Raw genomic sequence first — 19,800 nt, 5'->3', positions numbered from 1 at the left:
GGTGGATGCCGCGCACCGGGCGATGCGCGGCATCCGACCTCAGCGAGCCCCGACCTCGGCGGCCCAGGGGTAGTAGAGGAAGGCCATCGACGGGGAGATCCCGCTGATGCGCTCGCCCTGGAAGAGCGACAGCGGGCCGGTCGACAGCGGCAGCCACGGCAGCTCGGCGTTCGCGATCTGCTGCGCCTTCGCGGTGAGTTCGCTGCGGGCGGCAGGGTCGTCGGTGGCGATCGCCTGGTTCACGACCTCGTCGAACTCGGGGTCGGACCAGCCGCCGTAGTTGCTGAACTCGCCGGTGCGCAGCACCGAGTACATCTCGAGCGCGTCGGGGCTGGAGAGGTACCAGCTCGTGTAGAAGAGGTCGACCCCTTCCCTGGCGCTCGGGTCGGAGAACAGCGCCGTGTACGCGGCGGGGCTCACGGACTCGACCTTCACCTTCAGGCCGATCGACTGCGCGGCCGCGGCCGTGGCCTGCGAGATGACGGCGAAGTCGTTGCCGATCGGCGCCGTGACGTACGTGAGGGTCTCCCCTTCGACTCCCGCTTCGGCGATGAGCTTCTTCGCCTCCTCGAGGTTCTGCTCGTAGTGGGTGATGTCGTCGAAAGCTGTGGTGCGGGCGGCATCCGATCCGTCTCGCCAGACCGACTCGGTGGTCATGACGTCGGTGACCTCGCCTACGCCTCGGGCCGCGGCCTGCACGATGCCCTGGCGGTCCATCGCCAGCAGCAGCGCCTTGCGCACCCTGAGGTCGCCGAGCGGGCCGTCGAGGTCGCTGATCACGATGTTGCCGACGGCGGTGGAGGGGCCGAACAGCACGTCGCCCTTGCCGGAGGCGCGCAGCTGCGGCACGGCCTCCATCGGGATCATCCAGCCGCCGTCGACGCTGCCCGACTTCATCGCGTTCACCCGCGCCGTGGAGTCGCCCATGAAGACGAACGTCACCTCGCCCGAGCGTGCCCGGAGATCCTCGTCCCAGTATCCGTCGTAGCGCGTGAGGGTGATCGACTCCCCCGACTCCCACGTCGTGAAGGAGAACGGCCCGGTGCAGTTGACCCCTCCGGTCGAGTTGCCGTAGTCGGCGCCCTTCTCGGCGAGGGTCGCCGCGGATTCGATCACACCCGCCGAGCCGCCCATCGAGAGGTTGAACTGCGAGTCGGGACCCGACATGGTCACGGTGACCTGGTTCTCGCCCGTCTGCGAGATGTCGACGACGTTCTGGTACACCGAGAACCACGACGATCCGACCGCGGGGTCGAGGTGGCGCGACATGGAGGCGACGACGTCGGCGGCGGTCAACGGCGTGCCGTCGTGGAACGTCACGCCCTGGCGGATGGTGTAGACCCACGTCTCCGGCGTCGGGTGGTCGACGGACTCGGCGAGGGCCGGCGTGAGCGAGAAGTCGGGGTTCAGCCGCAGGAGCGACTCGCAGACGTTCGCGAGCACCTGGTTGTCGGAGTAGTCGAAGGCGTAGGCGTAGTCGAGCGAGTACGGCTCGGAGTAGCTCGCGAAGGTGAACGAGTCGATGTCGCCGCTGGGGGCGGCGGTCGTCGAGGTGATCTTCCAGTCGATCGGCTCGTCGGCGCCTCCTCCCCCGGCTGCGGGCGAGCAGGCGGCCAGGGCGGCGACCGAGAGGATGCCGGCGACGGCGACGGCGCCGCCACGGAGGAACATGCGCGACATCAGGACTCCTTGCGGGTGGTGGCGGATTCGGCTTCGTACACGGGCTGCCCCTCGATCCAGGTCGAGGCGACGCGGGTGCGGTGGATCTCGGATGTCGGACCGGCGAACGGGTTCGGGTCGAGCACGACGAGGTTGGCGAGATAGCCCTCGCGGATGCTGCCGGTGTCGCCCTCTCGACGGTTCACGTACGCGGTGCCGGACGTGTACGCGGCGAGCGCGGTCTCCAGGTCGAGACGCTGGTGCTCGCCGCCGAGCGGGCCGCGGGCGGAGCCGGGCACGGTGCGGTTCACGGCGATGTGGATGGCCGCGATCGGGTCGGCGGTCGACACCGGCCAGTCGCTGCCGGCGGCGAAGCGGACGCCCTCGCGTGCGAAGTCCCCGAACGGGTACTGCCTGGCCTCCTGCCCGTCCTGGAGGAAAGGGAGGGTGAGCTCGTCGAGCTGGTCCTCGTGCGTGGCCCACAGTGCCTGGATGTTCGCGATGGCGTCGAGCTCCGCGAAGCGGGGGACGTCGTCCTCCGCGACGATCTGCAGGTGGGCGAGGTGGTGCCGGCCGTCGGTCGCGCCGTTCACGTCGTGAGCATCCTGGAGGGCGTCGAGCGCCTCGCGCACCGCCCGGTCGCCGAGCGCGTGCATGTGCACCTGCTGCCCTGCGGCATCCAGGGCAGTGACGTAGCGGCGCAGGTTCTCGGGGGCGATGAAGCTGAGGCCGTGGTTGCAGGTGTCGTGCCCCGAGCCGTCGCGGTACGGCGTGAGCATCGCGGCCGTCTGGTTCTCGGCGACGCCGTCGACCATGATCTTCGTGGTGCCGAGATCGAGGCGGCGGTCGGGATGAGCCGCGGCTGCCGCCTCGCGCCGGGCGATCATCCGTTCGACCTGCTCGATGCCTCCGTCGCGCACCCACCACTGGGCTCCGACCACGTGCACCTTGAGGGTTCCCTCCTCGATGGCCCGCTCGTAGGCGCCGAGCGGATCGGCGATGCCGGCGACCCCGGCGCCGACCATCGCGTCCTGCCAGCCGGTGATGCCGAGGGCGATGAGCTCGTCCTGCGCGCGCAGCAGCCCCTGGTAGGCGAGCTCGTCCGAGGTCGCGGGGCGCACATGGGCGAACAGGTCGCCCGCGCCCTCGTGGAAGGTCCCGGCGGGGTACCCGTCGGCTTCGCGGACGATGCGGCCGTCTTCGGGATCCGCCGTCTCGGCGGTGATGCCGGCGCGCTCGATGGCCGCGGTGCTGGCCCAGGTGCTGTGGTGGTCGCGGCTCTGCAGCAGCACGGGCCGTCCGCCCGCCGCCTCGTCGAGCAGCTGCCGGGGCGGGTTGCCGCCCGGGTAGTGGTCCATGCCCCAGCCGCCGCCGAGAACCCATTCGACCTCGGGGTTCTCCGCGACGTAGGCGCGGATGAGGGCCGCGGTCTCCTCGGCGTTCTCGGCATCCGTGAGGTTGCACTGCAGCAGCTCGATGCCGCCGCCGACCGGATGGATGTGCGCGTCCTGGAACCCCGGGCTGAGCAGGGCTCCGCGCAGGTCGATGCGGCGGGCATCGGATGCGGCGGCGAGGTCGGCCTCGGGGACCACGGCCGCGATGCGTCCGCCGCGGACGATGACCGCGTGGTTCTCGAGGGGTGCACCGCTTCCGGTGAACACGGGACCTCCGTGGAAGATGATGTCGCTCGTCATCGCGCGCCTTTCTTCGTCGTCGAAGCTGCAGGATCGCGATAAAGCTATCCGTCGTCATCGGCAATGTCAACACTGTTGTCATGGCCGTTGCGCGGCCGTAGCCTGCTGAGGAGATCGCGCCGCGCCATGGCACGATGGAGCGAGGAAGACCGGAGAGACGATGGCGAACGACAAGGCATCAACCCGCGTGCGGCTGGATCGCGCGGTGATCATCGAGGCCGGCATGGAGCTCGCGGCGACCGGAGTCGCGTCGATCTCGGTCCGCGACCTCGGCGCACGGCTCGGTGCGGACCCCACGGCGATCTACCGGCACTTCGCGAGCAAGGAGGCGCTGATGGGCGCGCTCCTCGACGAGCTGAACGGCCGCGCCGCCGCATCCGTCTCCCTGCCCGTCGAGGAGTGGGCCGGCCGCCTGCGCGCACTCGCCGAGGAGACGCTCGCGCTGTACGTCCGCCACCCCGCGATCGGCACCGAGGCGACCACGCTGACCACCCACGGTCCCGGCGAGCTCGCCGCCATCGAGCTCATGCTCGAGGCTCTGCATCAGGCGGGGCTCCGCGGACAGACTCTCGTGCATCACTACGCGCTGCTCGCCTCGCACGTCCTGTCGGTCGCAGCCGGCATCGCCAGGGCGCGCGCGGTCGCCGAGGACGACGGCGCGGACAGCCCGTGGATCGACTCCCCCCTCCTCGCCGATCCGCGGCAGTTCCCGCTGATCGCGGAGCACAGCGTCCTGCTGTCGGACCTGCAGGATCGGGAGCTCTTCCTGCTCGGGGTCGACGTCATCCTCGAGTCCGCCGCCCGCACGGCCGCCCAGGACTGAAGCCCCTCTTGCGCCCAAACTAGTTTTGTTGCAAAACTATCCCCGGCGCCCACGGCGGGCGCGAGAGGGAGAGATCGATGAAGATCATCGTCGTCGGCGCGGGCATCGGCGGGCTCGCCGCCGCGATCAGCCTGCATGAGGCCGGCCTCACGGACGTCACCGTCTACGAGCGCAGCACCGGCATCCGCGGACTCGGGGTCGGCATCAACCTGCTCCCGCATGCGGTGCGCGAGCTCACCGAACTGGGCGTCGCCGAGACGATCGCCGCGCTCGGGGTCGAGCCGCGCACGCTCGCGTACTTCACGCGCTTCGGGCAGGCGATCTGGGACGAGCCGCGCGGCGTCGCCGCGGGGTACCGCTGGCCGCAGCTGTCGGTGCACCGCGGGCGGCTGCAGCTGGCCCTGCGCGATCTCGCCGACGCGCGGCTGGCCGAGCCGAGCCGTCTCGGCCACCGCCTCATCGGCATCCGCTCGAACGCCGACGGCACCGAGACCGCGCGATTCGCGACGGCCGACGGCGAGGTCGAGGCGACGGCCGACGTGGTCGTCGGGGCCGACGGCATCCACTCCGCCCTGCGCGCCCTGCGCTATCCCGCGGAGGGCGCTCCGCCCTGGAGCGGCCTGACGCTGTGGCGGGGGGTCACCCGCATCCCGGCGTTCCTCGACGGTCGCACCATGATCATGGCCGGTGACGGCGAGCAGAAGTTCGTGGCGTACCCGCTGCAGGAGGCGGATGCCGACGGCCGGGTGCTCGTGAACTTCATCGCCGAGAAGCGCGTCGGGGGCTCGGGCGACGCCGACTGGAACCGGGCGATCGACCCGGCGCCGATCGCGGAGCTGTTCCGCGACTGGAGCTTCGACTGGCTCGATGTTCCGGGGGCGATCGCCGCAGCCGAGGAGATCCTGGAGTATCCGATGGTCGACCGCGACGCACTGCCCCGGTGGACCTTCGGCCGCACGACGCTCCTCGGCGACGCCGCACACGCGATGTACCCGAACGGCTCGAACGGCGGCTCACAGGCGATCCTCGACGCGCGCACCCTCGCGTTCCACCTCGCCACGGCCGACTCGATCGACGAGGCGCTCACCCGCTACGAGGACGACCGCCGCCCCGCGATGACCGCCCTGCTCGCCGGCACCAGGGCCACCGGCCCCGAGCGGGTGATGCTCGTCGCCGCCGAGCGCGCGCCCGAGGGGTTCGCCGACATCGACGACGTGGTGCCGCGCGCCGAGCGCGAGCGGATCGCCGCCGACTACAAGAGCGCGGCGGGCTTCCTCCCGGAGACGCTCAACGAGCGTCCGTCGCTGAGCGCGAGGGCGGACCGATGAGCGCTCTCGACGCCGCCCGCCTCGCCGGCGTGATCTCCCCGCTGCGGCGGGCGCTGCTCGCGGCGACCCGTGCCGAGGCCCGCCTCCCCGAGCTCTCCGAGGCGCAGATCGACGTGCTCCGCACTCTCCCGCGCGGTGTCGCGAAGGGTCCGGCCGAGATCGCGTCGACGCTGCGTCTGAGCCGTCCGACGGTGAGCAACCTGCTCGGAGCCATGCAGGCCGATGGTCTCGTCGAGCGCACACCCGACCCGGCCGACGGTCGCCGCGTCGTCGTCCGCGCCTCGGCGCACGCGCTCGATCTGTTCGACCGCTTCGACGCCGCCCACTCCGCGCTCGTGGCACGCGCGGCCGATGCCCTCGACGAGGAGGAGCGCGCGGTGCTCTCCGCGGCGGTTCCGGTGCTCGAGAGGCTGTGCACCGTGCTCACCGGAGCGGATGCCGCGGCATCCGCTCCCCACGATCCGAAGGACGACCGATGACCCTGCCCGTCCCCACGCTCACCCCCGCCTTCGACGTCGAGGTCGCGCTCGGCCCGCTGGAGGACCACCTCGGCACCAGCGCCGGCCACCGCAGGGTCGTGCCGATCCTCGGCGGACGGGTGAGCGGAGAGGTCGACGCGGAGGTCCTGCCCGGCGGCGCCGACTGGCAGCTCGTCCGCCCCGACGGCACGATCGAGATCGACAGCAGGTACTCGGCGCGCACGGCATCCGGCGACCTCCTGCTGCTCCACGCCCGCGGGCTGCGCACGGGACCACACGAGGTGCTCGCCCGGCTGGGCCGCGGGGAGGACGTCGATCCGGCGCTGTACTCCTTCCGCACGACGGTGACGGTCGAGACCTCGGCCCCGGCGCTCGCCCACCTGCAGCGGAGTCTCTTCCTCGCGTCGGCGCAGCGCCTGGCCAGCGCCGTGCACTACCGCGCGTACCGCGTGGGGTAGCGCCGCGCGGCGCCACCCCACGCCGTACCGGGGCTCAGCGCTCAGCGGCCGAGGAAGGTCGCCTTCCGGGCCCGATCCCGACGCAGCCAGGGCTCGAACGCCCACCAGAGCAGCAGCGCGACCGCCGCGCCTCCGATGAGTCCGGCGAGCGTGTCGCTGAACCAGTGCGCGTTGATGAGCGTGCGCTGCCAGACGATGCCGATCGCGAGCAGCACGCCGACGACCGTCCAGATCCGGCGCATCCACACCGCGGATGCCGGAATCAGCGCGAACACCGTGACGATCACCGTCGCCGTGCTCACGGCGTGCCCCGAGGGGAACGATCCGTGGTCGACCATGACGAGCGGCCCGAAGAGACCCGCGGCCTCGTCGGCGGCGGGGCGGGGTCGATCGACGAGGTTCTTCGTGAGCTGCGAGAGCAGTCCGGGGCCGGCGAGCTGCACGGCGATCACGAAGAGCGCGGAGCGCCAGCGCCCGATCGCGACGAGCGCGAGCGGCAGCACGACCATCATGAGCGCGAAGCCGGGCAGGGCGCCGAGGTTCTGGAACAGCTGTGCCACCGGACCGGCCGGCAGCGCCGACCCCGGCCCCGCTCCGAGCAGCGCCCGCCACGCGTCGTCGAGCCCCTGCGTCCACGGAGACGACGGCGAGGCGAGCACGCCGACACCGAGCAGCACGAACACGACGAACAGGGCGACGGAGGTCCACAGCAGAGCACGCGGGCGCGACGGACTGGCGGGAGGGGCCTGCCCCTCCCGCACGGATGCCGCGGTCACGACACCGGATCCAGCAGCGCACGCACCGACGCGTACCCGTCGACCACGTCGCTGACCGGCGTGTCCCACACGCGGACGACGCCGCGATCGCCCTCGTGGACGGGCCAACCGGGGTCGCCCGTCTCGATGAACGAGGTCGCGGCCGCGTGCACCTGATCGGCGAGGGCCTGCGGTGGGTTCGAGCCGGCGAGCGGCACCATCGCGGGGCCGTCGAGGCAGTCGAAGAAGAAGGGCACGTCGAGGCAGTGCTCGGCGAACCCGAACGTGCCGGACGGCCAGGAGAACCGGTACAGCCAGGTCGGAGCGTCCCCGCGGTCCTCGGCGATGTTCAGCACGGCGGTGCGGAACATCCTGTCGGTGAGCAGGCGCCCGGCGATGCCCGCGGTGCCGCGCTCCAGGGCGTCCTGGTTGGCGGCCAGGTACGGGCTCATCGCGCCCTTCGGCATCCCGAGCCTGTTCAGCAGGAACGCCTTGGGCACCCAGCGCAGCTTCTTCGCGACCCCCGAGAAGGCCATCGTGAACTCGTCGTCGGTCGCGCCCATCACCAGCGGCTTGTCGGCGCCGACGCCCGCCCGCAGCGACTCCCGCGTCGGACGCACGAGAAGGTCGCCGTCGACGGACGGGCCGAGCGGAAGCCCCTCTTCGACGATGCTGCCGAGAGAGCTCGGGCCCAGCTCCGTCGCCTTCTTCTGGAGCGCGATCACGCGCTCCTCGTCCAGAGAGGAGAAGCCGGCGACGGTCGGCGCGACCCCTCCGGCCGAAGCCAGCCCTCGGCCGAACTTCTCGGCGCGCTCCGCCGAGACGTCGGCGAGCGCACCCGAGATCGCGTAGACGCCGTGGAACAGGTGCTGCGCCTTCTCCATCCCGAGCAGGGTGAGCACCGCGCCGCCGCCGGCGGACTGCCCGGCGATCGTGACGCGCGAGGGGTCGCCGCCGAAGGCCGCGATGTTCTGCTGCACCCACTCCAGGGCGAGCAGCCAGTCGCGGATGCCGCGGTTCGACGGGGCGTCCTCGATCCACCCGAAGCCGTCGAAGCCGAGCCGGTACGAGATCGACACGGTGACCACGCCGTCGCGGTTGAAGTTGCGGCCGTCGTACCAGGCGCTCGCGGGGGACCCGGCGAAGTAGCCTCCGCCGTGGATCCACACGAGCACGGGCAGGCCGGCCGCGTCGGGATCGGGCGTGAAGACGTTCACGTTCAGGGTGGACTCCCCCGGCACGGACGGCTCGGGGATCAGCGTCACACCGGGGTCGCCACGCTGCGCGGTGGCGGCGAACTCGAGCGCGTCGCGCACGCCCTCCCACGGAGCCTTGGGCACGGGCGCCTGGAATCGCAGCGGCCCGACGGGGGCCTCGGCGAACGGGATGCCGAGGAACGCCGCCGACCGCGGCATCCGCCCGGTCCCCGTCGTCGGGCGCCAGCGTCCGCGCACCCGCCCTGCCGCGGTGTCCACCTCTACGAAATCGGTCATGGTCGTATTCTCGGTCATCAGCGGACTCCCTTGATCGGTGCGGTGGCGATGGCGGCGAGGATCACGAAGACGATCGCGAAGCCGAAGAGCATGGCGTAGCCACCGAAGGACGTGATGATCACCGCGGCGATCGCGGGGCTCATCGCCTGCGGGATGTTGGTCGCGACGTTGAGGATGCCGAGATCCTTGCCCGCCGCGGTGCCCTCGCTCGGCAGGACCTCGGTCATCAGCGCGGCGTCCACCGACATGTACAGACCGAACCCGATGCCGTTCACGACGCTCATGATGATCATGCCCGTCATGTTCGGCAGGAAGATCGGTACGGAGAGCCCCGCCACCATGACGACGGAGGCGACGTAGATGAACACCTTGCGGCGTCCGAGCCTGTCGCTCAGCCACCCGGAGAGCACGATCGCGATCAGCGTCGGCACCAGCGGGATCAGCGTCAGGGTGAGGGTCGCTCCCTGCGCCTCCACGAGCGACATGCCGATGTAGTCGGTGAGCAGGTAGAGCTGGTAGGTCGCGACCACGAAGTAGCCGAGGATGAGGAGGAACCTCGCCCCGAACGCCCAGGCGAAATCGGGGTGCTTGCGCGGGTTGATCCAGAAGCCCTTGAAGAAGGCGCCCCAGCTGAAGGGCTCGACCAGAGCGCTCTTGGACGACCAGTCACGGTTGAGGAGGACGAACAGGACCGTCACCACGATCACCGCGATGCCGAAGGTGGAGTAGCCGATCCCGATCTGCGAGCCGAGTGCGGCCGCGATCATGACGCCGACCGTCATCCCGAGCTGCGTGCCGAGTCCGATCATCGCGCTCGCGCCGCCGCGCTTCGACCGCGGGAACCGGTCGGCGGTGATCGTCGTCAGCGGCGCCTGGAGGAAGTTCAGCGCGACCTGGATGACTACCCAGAACACCGTGATCCACAGGATGTCGGTCAGCGACCCCAGGCCGAAGAGGAAGATGCCTCCGACGATCGCGCCCATGACCATCCACGGCGCTCGGCGGCCGAACCGCGAGCGCGTCCTGTCGCTGAAGGCGCCGGCGAGGGGCTGCGCGAACAGCGTGAAGACGAACGACACGGTCGTGACGATCGCGAGATTCGCGACCTTGTTCTTCTCGTCCAGCAGCGCGATCTGCGAGGGCAGCAGGATCGCGATGAGGCCGCCGTAGGCGGCGAACAGGGTGAGCGACGAGATCAGCATGCTGGGCAGCAGCCGCCGATTCGCGGGCGGACTCGCGGCGGGAGAGCCTGCGGACGGCGGTTCGGTGGCGATGACGCCGGTGGCCGCGATCTCGGCGGCCGGGTCGAGCGGGGAGAGAGACATGGGGGCTCCTCGTTGAGCGGTTTCAGGACCAATACCAAACATCATTCGGTATTCATGAGACATGCTCGCAGATCGGATGTCGACCTCGCAAGCCATTCACGAACTTCGTTCGGTTTTCGCGATCGGCGCCGCCGGTTTACGCTGGGGTCATGGCGACTCGAGGGGCATACGCGAAGGGCGTCATCAAGCGCGAGGAGATCCTCGAAGCGGCGCTGTCCGTCGTCGCGGCGCATGGATACCGCAAGGCGTCGGTGCGGGAGATCGCGGATGCCGCAGGCCTGAGCCCCGCCGGACTCCTGCACTACTTCGGCACCAAGGAGGAGCTGTTCGTGGCCATCCTCCGCGCCCGCGACGAGCGCGACGAGCTGGAGTACGTCGGGGAGGACACCACCGAGGCATTCCTCGCCGTGATCCGACACAACGCCTCGGTGCCCGGCCTGGTCCAGCTCTACTCCCAGCTCGCGGCCGAGGCCGGAGACCCGGAGCACCCGGCGCACGCCTACTTCCGCGCCCGCACCGCCACCGTCGAGAGCGCCGCGATCGCCGGGGTCATCGAGGCGCAGGATGCCGGCGACATCCGCGCCGACCTCGACCCCGCCTGGGTCGTCCGCTCGCTGCACGCCCTCGCCGACGGCCTCCAGTCCGCGTGGATGCTCGACCCGACGCTCGACATGGCCGCCGACATCGAACGGTTCATCGCGCTGCTGCGCCCGTAGCCCGGTGGCGTCGGCGCAGACACGGCCGCCCCGCCTGCCTGCCTGTCTACCTACCAGCTCTGCAGGTCGACATGTCGGTGCGAAGTTCGCGCTGCCGGTCGGATCTGCCTGTTTCGGCCGACGAACCGAACTCTCCGCCGGCAGAACGATCGGCCTGACTCAGTCGACCCGCGTCACCTCGGCGTGCGGCATCCGCTCGCTCATGACCCGGATCGCCTCGGGGTTGTCGTCGACGAGCACAGCGTCGCGCCCCAGGGCCGACGCCACGGCCCCCGTCGTGCCGGATCCGGCGAAGAGGTCGAGGACCCTGTCTCCCGGACGACTCGACGCCGTCACGATACGGCGCAGGATGCCGGCGGGCTTCTGCGTCGGATACCCGGTCTTCTCTCGCCCCGTCGTCGGCACGATGGTGTGCCACCACACGTCGGTGGGGAGCTTGCCCCGTGCGGCCTTCTCGGCCGTGACCAGCCCGGGGGCCATGTACGGCTCCCGGTCGACGTCGTCGGAGTTGAACACGTACTCGCGCGGGTTCTTCACGTAGACGAGGATCGTGTCGTGCTTGGTGGGCCAGCGGCGGCGCGACTTGGCGCCGTAGTCGTAGGCCCAGATCAGCTCGTTGAGGAAGCAGTCCCGTCCGAAGACCGCGTCGAGCATCACCTTGGCGTAGTGCGCCTCGCGGTAGTCGAGATGCAGGTAGAGCGTGCCGTCGTCGGCGAGCAGCCGCCAGGCCTCCTCGAGCCGCGGCATGAGGAAGTCGCCGTAGTCGTCGAAGCGGTCGTCGTAGGCGCGGAGCATCCCGCGCACCCGCTCGTACCGGTGACCGTGGAAGCCGTGCCGCACCTCGGTCTCGGGCTCGGGCTCCGGTCTCGCCGGTTCAGAACTCCTCACATCCGCAGCCTCCGCCGGGCCGCCCTCGCGGGATTCCGTGGCACCGTCATCGTCGGCACCGGATTCTTGAGGAGTTGTGGACATCCGCGTGGCGGTCATCACCCGGCGTTCGCGCGTGCGCCCCGTGTTGAACGGCGGATCGAGGTACACGAGCGTGAACGATCCGGAGGGGAGCGTGGCGGCGGCCACCAGATTGTCGCCCTCGATCACGGTCACCGCACCCACGGTCGCCGCACCGTTTTCCGGAGACTGGTCCGTTTTTCGGATGGATGCCGCAGAATCTTCCGAGATTCCTGCATCCGTCCGAATTCCTGGAGCGGCTGCCGCCCCGGGGTCCTCCGAGGGGTCGGTCACGGAACCCTGTGCAGCCACGCGTCCGTCGCGAACTTCGACGCGACGAGGGCCTCGGCGTCGGCGTACTCGTCGGCCGTGATCGCACCGTCCTCCGCGGACGTGAGCGAGCGGAAGGTGTCCTTGAAGCGCTCGATGATCTCGGCGCGGGGCAGGCCGGTCTGGCTGCGCAGCGGGTCGACGCGCTTGGCGGCGGACGTCGTGCCCTTGTCGCTGAGCTTCTCGCGGCCGATGCGCAGCACCTCGGTCATGACCTGTCCGTCGATGTCGTACGACAGGGTCGCGTGGTGCAGCACCCCGCCGTTGGCGAGGCGCTTCTGCGCGGCGCCGCCGATCTTGCCCGACGAGGAGGCGATGTCGTTGAGGGGCTGATAGACCGCGTCGATGCCGAGCGAGCGCAGCGCCTGCAGCACCCAGTCGTCGAGGAACGCGTAGGAGTCGGCGAAGGTCATCCCGGCGACGAGGGATGCCGGCACGTAGAGCGAGTACGTGATGATCTGCCCGGCGGCCATGAGCATGGCCCCGCCGCCGGAGATGCGGCGGACGACGTCGAAGCCGTGCTGAGCTGCGCCCTCGGGGTCGACCTCGTTGCGGTACGACTGGAACGAGCCGATCACCACGGCCGACTGGTCCCACTCCCAGATGCGCAGCGTGGGGCGCCGGCGGCCTTCGCCCACGCGCGAGGTGAGCACCTCGTCGAGCGCCAGGTTCATGCGCGGGGAGACGGCCTTCTCGTGCAGGATCTCCCAGTCGAAGTCGCGCCATCCGGGGGCCGTGACGAGCGCACGACGCACCGCGGTGCCGACCGCATCGGGGGTGAACCCGAGCAGCTGCGCGCCGTCGGGCAGCGCGGCGCGCACGGCGGCGGCGATGGCCGTGGCATCAGCCTCTGCGGGGAGGCCGTTCACCGCGGCGTTGATGTCGTCGAGCGCCGAGTCCGGTTCGAGGAAGAAGTCGCCGGCGAGGCGGAATCCCGCGAGCCTGCCGTCCTCTACCTCGACGTCGACGACGACGAGCTTTCCTCCGGGGACCTTGTATTCACCGTGCACCCCTCCAGCTTAAGGCGCGAGGAGCCTCACCGGCCGAGGATCACCGCCCGCTCGCCCGCGCGGATCGATGCCGTGTAGCGGTTGCCGGCCGGGGGCAGCGGGCACACGAACTGGTCGGAGAACGCGCACGGCGGCAGATACGCCCTGTTGAAGTCGATCCAGGCGCTCCCGTCCGCCGCGGGCTCGTCGATCGGCAGGAACCGGAACCGGTACGTCTCGATGCCGTTCGTGGCGTCGGCGAACACGGCGCTCAGCGCCCCCTGCGCGCCGCGCGTCACCGTGAGGGAGAGAGGGATGCCGTCGAGCGTGAAGTGCAGCCGCCCGGCGACGGGAGAATCCTGCTCCTCGCCGTCGACCGCGGTGATGGTGATGCTCTCCCCCGGCGTCTCCTCGAAGACGGCGGGCACCCGCCAGCCCTCCCGCGGCGGGTAGGCGTCGATCGCGCTGAAGCGCTGCCGCTGCGGCCGCTGCGGGTTGAACACCCGCAGGCCGATCGTGCCGTTGCGCTCGAACACGCGCAGCTCGCGCCTGCCGAACCTGATCGTCTCGGTTCCGCGCAGGGTGACGCTGGCCCCCGCCGTTCCGAGGTCGCTGCCCCGGATGCCGCCGTCGCCGGTGAGCGCCCAGAGCCCCGGGACCCCGTCGACCGCGGCGGGTTCGGTGATCAGCCAGTTCGTCGATTCCAGCGCGGACGGCCCGTACTCGGCGCCCGCGTAGCTCTCCCGCGACGCGTGCCAGCTGCGCCAGTCATCCTCGAAGCCCATCGGAGAACCTCCCTCTCGCCGCGAATCTACGGGGAGGCAGAGGGGTGGCGCGCGCGCATCGTCATCCGGTTACACCCGGCGTAACGTCACGACTCCGAGCGAAATGTTTCGGGGCCGAGGGAATGCGCGGCTCAGCGTCGGGCGATGTGCGCGTCGAGCCAGGCGAGGAGGTCGGCGCGCACCTCGTCCTGCTGCAGCTCGTTGAAGATCTCGTGCCGGGCGTCGGGGTAGACGAGCGTCGTGACATCGGTCAGACCAGAGCGCGAGCGGTACTCGTCGGCGAGCTTGTGCACGCTGCGGGGGCCGCCGACCGGGTCGTCGCGGCCGACGAGGAGCAGCATCGGGATGTCGCGGCCGAGGTCCTTGCGCGGGCGGCCGTAGAGCTTCGCGGCCTCGATGGGGCCGAACAGCTTCAGCAGCGGGACGTCGGTGGTGAGGGGGTCCTCGTCGAACTCCTTCCACACCGCGGGGTCGCGGCTGAGCCACTCGAGTCCCGTCGCACCCTCCCCTGCCCACCGGGCGTTCAGCGGGGCGGCGTTCAGCGAGGTCGGTGTGCGCAGGGCGGAGCCGGAGAGGATGACGGCATCCCACGCCTCCGGGTGGTCGTTGACGAGCATCTGCGCGAGGAACGATCCCCACGAGTGCCCGAGGAGCACGAGGGGGAGATCGGGGTTCTCCTCGCGGATGATGCCCGTGAGCTGCCAGATCGCCTCCTTCGTCGCACGGATGCCGCCCTTGCCGAGGTGGCCGAGCCCTGCAGGTCCGTCGTGCTGACGGATGCCGGTGCGCCCGTGGCCTCGGTGGTCGTCGGCGTAGACGATGAATCCGGCGTCGGTGAGGGCGGCGATCAGCGCGCCGTAGCGGCCCGCGTGCTCGCCGACTCCGTGGAGCAGCTGCACCACCCCTCGCGCGACACCCGCCGCGGGGTGCACGTCGTAGACGATGGCGATGCCGTGGGCATCCGTGAACTCACGCGTATCCGTCACGCCCCCACCCTACCCACGGGGTGCGGAGGCCGCGAGGGCGATGGCTCAGGCGAGAGCGGCGACGAGGGCGCGAGCGGTGGCGAGGTCGGTCACCTCGTAGCCGCCGACGCCGTCGGCCGCCGACCCCATGCGCACGCCGCCGTCTTCGACGACGCTGCGCTTGGCGGAGAAGTGCAGGGCGTCGACTCCGGTGGCGGCGAGCGCTCTGGCGGATGCCGCGGTCACCCCGCTTCCGGCCATGATCTCGATCGCCCCCTCAGCCTCGGCGACGAGGGCGCGCAGGGTGTCGATGCCGTCGACGGCCGCCGAGGCGCCGCCGGAGGTGAGCACCCGCCGCAGCCCGAGTTCGCGGGCGGCACGGAGGGTCGCGAGCGGGTCGGGTGTCACGTCGATGGCGCGGTGCAGGGTGACGGATGCTCCGCCCGCGGCGTCGCGCAGCCGCGCCATCGCGTCGAGGTCGAGGACGCCGGACGCGTCGAGGGCGCCGATCACGACGCCGTGCGCCCCCGCGTCGACGGCACGGCGGACGTCGCGCTCGGAGACGGCGAGCTCGTCGGCGTCGTAGTGGAAGCCGCCGGCGCGAGGGCGGATCAGGACGTGCACCTCGGGCCCCGCCTCTCGGGCGGCCTCGATCGAGAGCTCCAGGGTGGCGGGTGACGGCGTGAGTCCGCCGAGGGCGAGGGCCTGGGCGAGCTCGACGCGGGCGGCGCCGACGGCTCCGGCGACGCGCACTCCGGCGGGGTCTTGTACGGCGATCTCGAGGGCGAGGTTCTGCGGCATCCGTCCATTCTCGCGCGCCGAGCCGGCATCCGCGCTTCCCTCCGGCCGAAGAATTACTTAGACTATCTAAGTAATGTCTGCGTCTGATGAATCCCTCCACCTCACGGCGACAGAACTGCGCATGGCCACGTTCCGGTTGGCGAGGCGCCTGCGGTGCGCTCGCGCGATCGATGCCATGAGCGATGCGCAGCTCGCCGTCCTGTCCACCCTGCGCATGTACGGCCGGCGCACGATCACGTCTCTCGCCGAGCGCGAGCGCGTGACCGCCCCGTCGATGACGAGCATGATCAACGGCCTCGAAGAACAGGGGTTCGTGACCCGCACCCCCGACGACGAGGACCGCCGACGCGTGCAGGTCGACATCACGGATGCCGGGGTCGAGATCGTCGCCGAGACGATCCAGCGCCGAGACGAGCTGCTGTTCGACGCGATGCGCGAGCTCGAGTTCACGGAGGACGAGCTGAAGATCCTGCACGATGCCAGCGTGCTGATGCGGAGGGTGGCCGAGCGATGAGCGCGATGTTCCGTTCCTTCTCCAATGTCAACTACCGCATCTGGTTCGGCGGGGCTCTCGTCTCGAACGTCGGCGGATGGATGCAGGCCACTGCCCAGGACTGGGTCGTGCTCACCGAGCTGACGAACAATGACGCCGCGGCGATGGGCGCCACGATGGCGCTGCAGTTCGGGCCTCCCCTGGTGCTGGTGAGCCTCACCGGCTGGGTCGCCGACCGCTTCGACCGCCGACGCATCCTGCTCACCACCCAGACCGCCCTGCTCGCCCTGGCGGTCGCGGTGGGAACGCTGCTGCTGCTTGGCGTGATGACGCTGCCGATGATGTTCTGCTTCGCGGCGGGGTTCGGTGTCGTGAACGCGTTCGACGCCCCGGCCAGGCAGACCTTCGTGTCCGACATGGTGTCGGCGAGCGAGACCTCCAACGCCGTCGCGCTCAACTCGGCGTCGTTCAACCTGGCGCGCATGATCGGCCCCGCCGTGGGGGGTCTGCTCATCGTCGCGATCGGCTCCGGGTGGGTGTTCATCGTGAACGCCGCCACGTTCCTCGCCATGATCGTCGCACTGATGCTCATGCGCAGGAGCCAGCTCGCACCGCGCCCCAAGCACCGTAACCGCGGTGGCCTCGCCGCGGGCTTCCGCTACGTGTGGGGGCGCAGCGATCTGCGCGTCGTGTTCGTGACGGTGTTCCTCATCGGCGCCTTCGGCATGAACTTCCCGATCTTCGCGTCGACCATGGCGATCGAGTTCGGCGCGGGCGCCGACGGCTACGGCATCCTGAGCTCGATCCTCGCGATCGGTTCGCTCACCGGTGCGCTGCTGGCCGCACGCCGTGACCGCGCCAGGGTGCGGGTGGTGATCTTCGCCGCCGGCGGGTTCGGCGTGTTCGCGTTCGTCTCCGCGGCGATGCCGACGTATGCGGCGTACGCCGTGACGCTCATGTTCACCGGGTTCACGATCGTGACCCTGCTCACCACCGCGAACGGCTACGTGCAGACCACCACCGATCCGGCGCTGCGCGGACGGGTGCTCGCGCTGTACATGGCGGTCATCATGGGGGCGACTCCGATCGGCGCGCCGATCGCCGGATGGGTGGCCGACACGTTCGGGCCGCGCACCGCGATCATGCTCGGCGGTGTGGCCGGACTCGTCGCGTGCGCGATCGGGGTGACCTGGGTGCTCACGAGCGGGCGTCTGCACCGCGACGAGAACCGGCGGTTCCTGATGACGCTCGACGAGACGCGTCCGCTGAGCGTGATCGACGAGGTCGACCCGGTGGAGTTCAGCGACGAGGCGGCGGCGACCACGCCGATCCGCACAGCGAAGAAGTCGAGCTGACCCCGCCGAGCGCGGGCCGCGTCAGCGGGGTTCCAGTTCGGGCCAGTCGTCGGGCGCGTAGAGCTCTCCGGGCGGCGGCAGCTCTTCACCGGTCGCGATCGCCCGGAAGGACTCCGGCGCGATCCACCAGGATTCGGAGTGCAGCTCGAGCGTGAAACTGCCGTTCGTGAACGCGTCGAACACGAGCATCCGCCCGGCCTCGTCGGACGCCTCGATCCGATCCGGCCCGAAGGCCTCATCCTCGGAGTCGGCGATATCCCAGCCGGCATCGGCGAGCACCCTGCGCACATCGTCGACGTCGACCGGACCGTCGGGCGTGTAGACGTAGCCGATCGTGATCCGATAGCACTCCCCTGCGGTGCCGTAGCAGTCGTCGATCACGGTCGGCTGCGCCTGCCAGACCCCGCCGACGATCGCCTGACGCACCGCCGACAGCCGCTCCTGCTGCTGCTCGTACCACTCCTGCACGAGTGCGCGCTCTTCGTCGAGCGTGCGCGAGCTCGCGACGGAGCGGCTGTCGCCGGCCGCGTCCTGCTCTTCCGCGGATGCCGCGGCCCCGGAGGCGACCGCCGCCACGACGATCGCCGGGGCGGCGAAGACCACGATCCACGCCACCACGCCCCAGATCCGGTGAGTGGCGGAGACCGGGGTGGCGGCGAGCGCGAACGCCACCATCGCACCCCAGGTCACGACCGTGACGATCACCGCGACGACGAACATCGCATGCGCGGACGCCTCGGAGATCGGCACCCTCAACGCCGTGCGCAGCACCGATGTCGGCTCCCCCGCCCACGTGAAGTCGGTCGCCACGAGCGTCACCGTCACCGCGCTCCACCAGTGCAGGATCAGCAGTCCGGTGATCGGCGCCGGCGTCGAGTCGACGCCACGATCCTGCAGGATCTTGCGGGGGAGCATCCCGAGAAACCCCACCAGCGGCACGATGACCACGGATCCGACCATCAGCACGGCGGCCATGAACGTTCCGGGCGCGAACACGCCGTGGAAGCAGAAGAGCACCGGCAGCAGCCAGCTCATCGGCCACCACATCCACCAGGTGACCGCATGGATGCCGTGTCTCACCCGCGGTTCGAGCCCCTGCCGATCTGCCATCGCCCCCCCGGGCATAGGCTACCCCGTGGTGTCACGGAGTCACCGGAAGAGGGGCGGGAATCAGCCAGTGATAGCAGCATCGCGCCACACGCCTTGGGCGCGCATGCCAGACTTCTGTTGATTCGAATCCTCGACGCGGCGGATTCGCCGAGGCGCCAAAAGCGGAGGGACGAGACTAGTGAGTTTCGACGTTCATCTTCTGCAAGCGGGCGACAATGGATCCGATCCAACCAACGCGACTCTTGATTCGCTTCGTCCGTATCTCGTCGCTGGCGAGATGCGCCTCGCAACCGCTGACGGCGGGGCGGAGGTGTACGGGCTTGAAACCCGCCCGATCAAGAGCGTCATGTTCACGCACGTTGATGGCCATGCCGCATGGGACGTCATCTACAGTGCGGCCGTCGCCGGCTCCTGGGCGGTCGTGCCGGTCGGAGGCGACACATGCATCGTCGATCCGCGACATGCTCTGGAACTTCCTGCTGAACTCGTCGCTGGCGGCTTCGTTCTCGTGACCTCAGGCGAAGAGCTTCGCGTAGCAGCTACCGCATAGCCAGCGTCACCGCGACCGCGCCGGGCCTATCTCCGGTCATCTGATCTCGCGAGAGTGCGGCGCACTCTCGCGGCCGTGATACCCATCCACAGCGCACGGCCCCACAGCAGGCACAACATTGCCGTGGATGCCCACAACCATGGTCGTGTGAGCAGATTCACCCTCTGCCCCGTGCGCGCGTCCGATCAATAGTTCGATAGCGCAGCCGACGACGATCACACCGAGAAGTACTGCTCCGAGAATCCACAGTCTTGAAGCGAGGCGCCGAGCCTCCGCAAAGGCCTCCACGCGTTGAGCTGTGAACTCGGCACGCCACTGCTCGTCCTCCGCCCGTGCTTGTTCGCGCCGCCGGGCGTCACCTAGATCCAATGGCTGCATCTTCGGGAGTCCCCCTACTCCCATGGGCACCGGCGGCGCCCAGCTTTCATCAGAAGTCCCTTGCCCCGGAGACCTCGACTGTACGTCGCGTGTTAGCGGCATCCCACGTGTACCCCAGATCCCCGTCCGGGGTCGACTGGGTCACCGGGTTCCCCGCCGCATCGAACGTGTACCCCGTCGTCGCCCCATCCGGATACATGACGGAGGAACGTAGGCGGCGCCTCCGAGTCGCGTCCGCAGACTGATACGCAAGACTGCGGGGCGGTCCTCAAGGCTTCTCCAGATCCTCACGTTGCATGGCTATCCGTCGATCCATTCATGAACTAGCACCGTATGAAACGGCACCTCCCCCCCATTCCACTCTGG

General features: G+C 70.2%; 19 protein-coding genes. 8 read left to right on the top strand and 11 right to left on the bottom strand.

The features are described 5' to 3' along the window. Window positions 1–39: 39 nt before the first annotated feature. Window positions 40–1,680 (bottom strand): ABC transporter substrate-binding protein, encoded by a 1,641-nt coding sequence (locus MRBLWH10_RS00465; RefSeq protein ID WP_105675167.1) that lies wholly within the window; start codon window positions 1,678–1,680, stop codon window positions 40–42. Next, window positions 1,680–3,353 carry an amidohydrolase gene (locus MRBLWH10_RS00460; RefSeq protein ID WP_341941229.1) on the bottom strand — a complete coding sequence of 558 codons (1,674 nt, stop codon included), beginning with the start codon at window positions 3,351–3,353 and terminating at the stop codon, window positions 1,680–1,682. The genes MRBLWH10_RS00465 and MRBLWH10_RS00460 overlap by 1 nt, the downstream gene beginning before the upstream one ends. A gap of 160 nt (window positions 3,354–3,513) precedes the next feature. On the opposite strand from MRBLWH10_RS00460, the gene MRBLWH10_RS00455 reads away from it, so the two are divergent. From MRBLWH10_RS00455 to MRBLWH10_RS00440, 4 genes are all read left to right on the top strand, one after another. After that, window positions 3,514–4,176: a helix-turn-helix domain-containing protein gene (locus MRBLWH10_RS00455; protein ID WP_341941228.1), complete on the top strand. Its 663-nt coding sequence runs from the start codon at window positions 3,514–3,516 to the stop codon at window positions 4,174–4,176. Between the two features lie 77 nt (window positions 4,177–4,253). After that, window positions 4,254–5,504, top strand: coding sequence for a flavin-dependent oxidoreductase (locus MRBLWH10_RS00450; protein WP_341941227.1), 1,251 nt, complete (start codon window positions 4,254–4,256; stop codon window positions 5,502–5,504). Beyond that, window positions 5,501–5,983, top strand: coding sequence for a MarR family transcriptional regulator (locus MRBLWH10_RS00445; RefSeq protein ID WP_341941226.1), 483 nt, complete (start codon window positions 5,501–5,503; stop codon window positions 5,981–5,983). The genes MRBLWH10_RS00450 and MRBLWH10_RS00445 overlap by 4 nt, the downstream gene beginning before the upstream one ends. Then, window positions 5,980–6,441: a DUF3237 domain-containing protein gene (locus MRBLWH10_RS00440; protein WP_341941225.1), complete on the top strand. Its 462-nt coding sequence runs from the start codon at window positions 5,980–5,982 to the stop codon at window positions 6,439–6,441. Before MRBLWH10_RS00445 ends, MRBLWH10_RS00440 begins: the two co-directional genes overlap by 4 nt. Window positions 6,442–6,482: 41 nt before the next feature. Here the strand turns inward: MRBLWH10_RS00440 and MRBLWH10_RS00435 are convergent, their stop codons facing one another. The 3 genes from MRBLWH10_RS00435 to MRBLWH10_RS00425 are packed head-to-tail and all read right to left on the bottom strand — an operon-like array spanning window position 6,483 to window position 10,014. Further along, window positions 6,483–7,217, bottom strand: a complete 735-nt coding sequence (locus MRBLWH10_RS00435) for a phosphatase PAP2 family protein (RefSeq protein WP_341941224.1) — start codon at window positions 7,215–7,217, stop codon at window positions 6,483–6,485. After that, entirely contained in the window at window positions 7,214–8,689 is a 1,476-nt protein-coding gene (locus tag MRBLWH10_RS00430) for a carboxylesterase family protein (RefSeq protein WP_341941223.1), read from the bottom strand. The genes MRBLWH10_RS00435 and MRBLWH10_RS00430 overlap by 4 nt, the downstream gene beginning before the upstream one ends. Before the next feature lie 17 nt (window positions 8,690–8,706). Next, on the bottom strand, window positions 8,707–10,014 hold the full coding sequence (locus MRBLWH10_RS00425; protein ID WP_341941222.1) for an MFS transporter: 1,308 nt from the start codon (window positions 10,012–10,014) through the stop codon (window positions 8,707–8,709). A gap of 149 nt (window positions 10,015–10,163) precedes the next feature. Here MRBLWH10_RS00425 and MRBLWH10_RS00420 point away from each other — a divergent pair, with 149 nt between their 5' ends. Then, window positions 10,164–10,730, top strand: a complete 567-nt coding sequence (locus MRBLWH10_RS00420) for a helix-turn-helix domain-containing protein (protein WP_341941221.1) — start codon at window positions 10,164–10,166, stop codon at window positions 10,728–10,730. A gap of 159 nt (window positions 10,731–10,889) precedes the next feature. Here MRBLWH10_RS00420 and MRBLWH10_RS00415 read toward each other — a convergent pair whose 3' ends face one another. The 5 genes from MRBLWH10_RS00415 to MRBLWH10_RS00395 all read right to left on the bottom strand — a co-directional run bounded on the left by MRBLWH10_RS00415 (window position 10,890) and on the right by MRBLWH10_RS00395 (window position 15,548). Next, on the bottom strand, window positions 10,890–11,834 hold the full coding sequence (locus MRBLWH10_RS00415) for a site-specific DNA-methyltransferase (protein ID WP_341941220.1): 945 nt from the start codon (window positions 11,832–11,834) through the stop codon (window positions 10,890–10,892). 134 nt (window positions 11,835–11,968) lie between these two features. Further along, window positions 11,969–13,018 (bottom strand): biotin/lipoate A/B protein ligase family protein, encoded by a 1,050-nt coding sequence (locus MRBLWH10_RS00410; protein WP_341941219.1) that lies wholly within the window; start codon window positions 13,016–13,018, stop codon window positions 11,969–11,971. A 26-nt stretch (window positions 13,019–13,044) separates the two neighbouring features. After that, window positions 13,045–13,782 (bottom strand): DUF1684 domain-containing protein, encoded by a 738-nt coding sequence (locus MRBLWH10_RS00405; RefSeq protein WP_341941218.1) that lies wholly within the window; start codon window positions 13,780–13,782, stop codon window positions 13,045–13,047. Window positions 13,783–13,913: 131 nt separating this feature from the next. Continuing rightward, window positions 13,914–14,768, bottom strand: coding sequence for an alpha/beta fold hydrolase (locus MRBLWH10_RS00400; RefSeq protein WP_341941217.1), 855 nt, complete (start codon window positions 14,766–14,768; stop codon window positions 13,914–13,916). Between the two features lie 45 nt (window positions 14,769–14,813). Then, window positions 14,814–15,548 (bottom strand): copper homeostasis protein CutC, encoded by a 735-nt coding sequence (locus MRBLWH10_RS00395; protein ID WP_223585824.1) that lies wholly within the window; start codon window positions 15,546–15,548, stop codon window positions 14,814–14,816. Between the two features lie 175 nt (window positions 15,549–15,723). On the opposite strand from MRBLWH10_RS00395, the gene MRBLWH10_RS00390 reads away from it, so the two are divergent. Then, window positions 15,724–16,062, top strand: a complete 339-nt coding sequence (locus tag MRBLWH10_RS00390) for a MarR family transcriptional regulator (RefSeq protein ID WP_341941216.1) — start codon at window positions 15,724–15,726, stop codon at window positions 16,060–16,062. A gap of 5 nt (window positions 16,063–16,067) precedes the next feature. Further along, window positions 16,068–17,396 carry an MFS transporter gene (locus MRBLWH10_RS00385; protein ID WP_105675213.1) on the top strand — a complete coding sequence of 443 codons (1,329 nt, stop codon included), beginning with the start codon at window positions 16,068–16,070 and terminating at the stop codon, window positions 17,394–17,396. Between the two features lie 21 nt (window positions 17,397–17,417). Here MRBLWH10_RS00385 and MRBLWH10_RS00380 read toward each other — a convergent pair whose 3' ends face one another. After that, a complete protein-coding gene (locus MRBLWH10_RS00380) occupies window positions 17,418–18,506 on the bottom strand; it encodes a hypothetical protein (protein ID WP_341941215.1) in 1,089 nt (362 codons plus the stop codon). A gap of 178 nt (window positions 18,507–18,684) precedes the next feature. Between MRBLWH10_RS00380 and MRBLWH10_RS00375 the strand changes: the two genes are divergently transcribed. Further along, window positions 18,685–19,056 carry a hypothetical protein gene (locus tag MRBLWH10_RS00375; protein WP_341941214.1) on the top strand — a complete coding sequence of 124 codons (372 nt, stop codon included), beginning with the start codon at window positions 18,685–18,687 and terminating at the stop codon, window positions 19,054–19,056. Window positions 19,057–19,800 lie beyond the last annotated feature (744 nt).

This window comes from Microbacterium sp. LWH10-1.2, assembly GCF_038397765.1.
GTDB lineage: Bacteria > Actinomycetota > Actinomycetes > Actinomycetales > Microbacteriaceae > Microbacterium > Microbacterium natoriense.
Note: the sequence above shows the minus strand (reverse complement) of the source record. Positions and strands in the feature narration are given on the sequence as shown.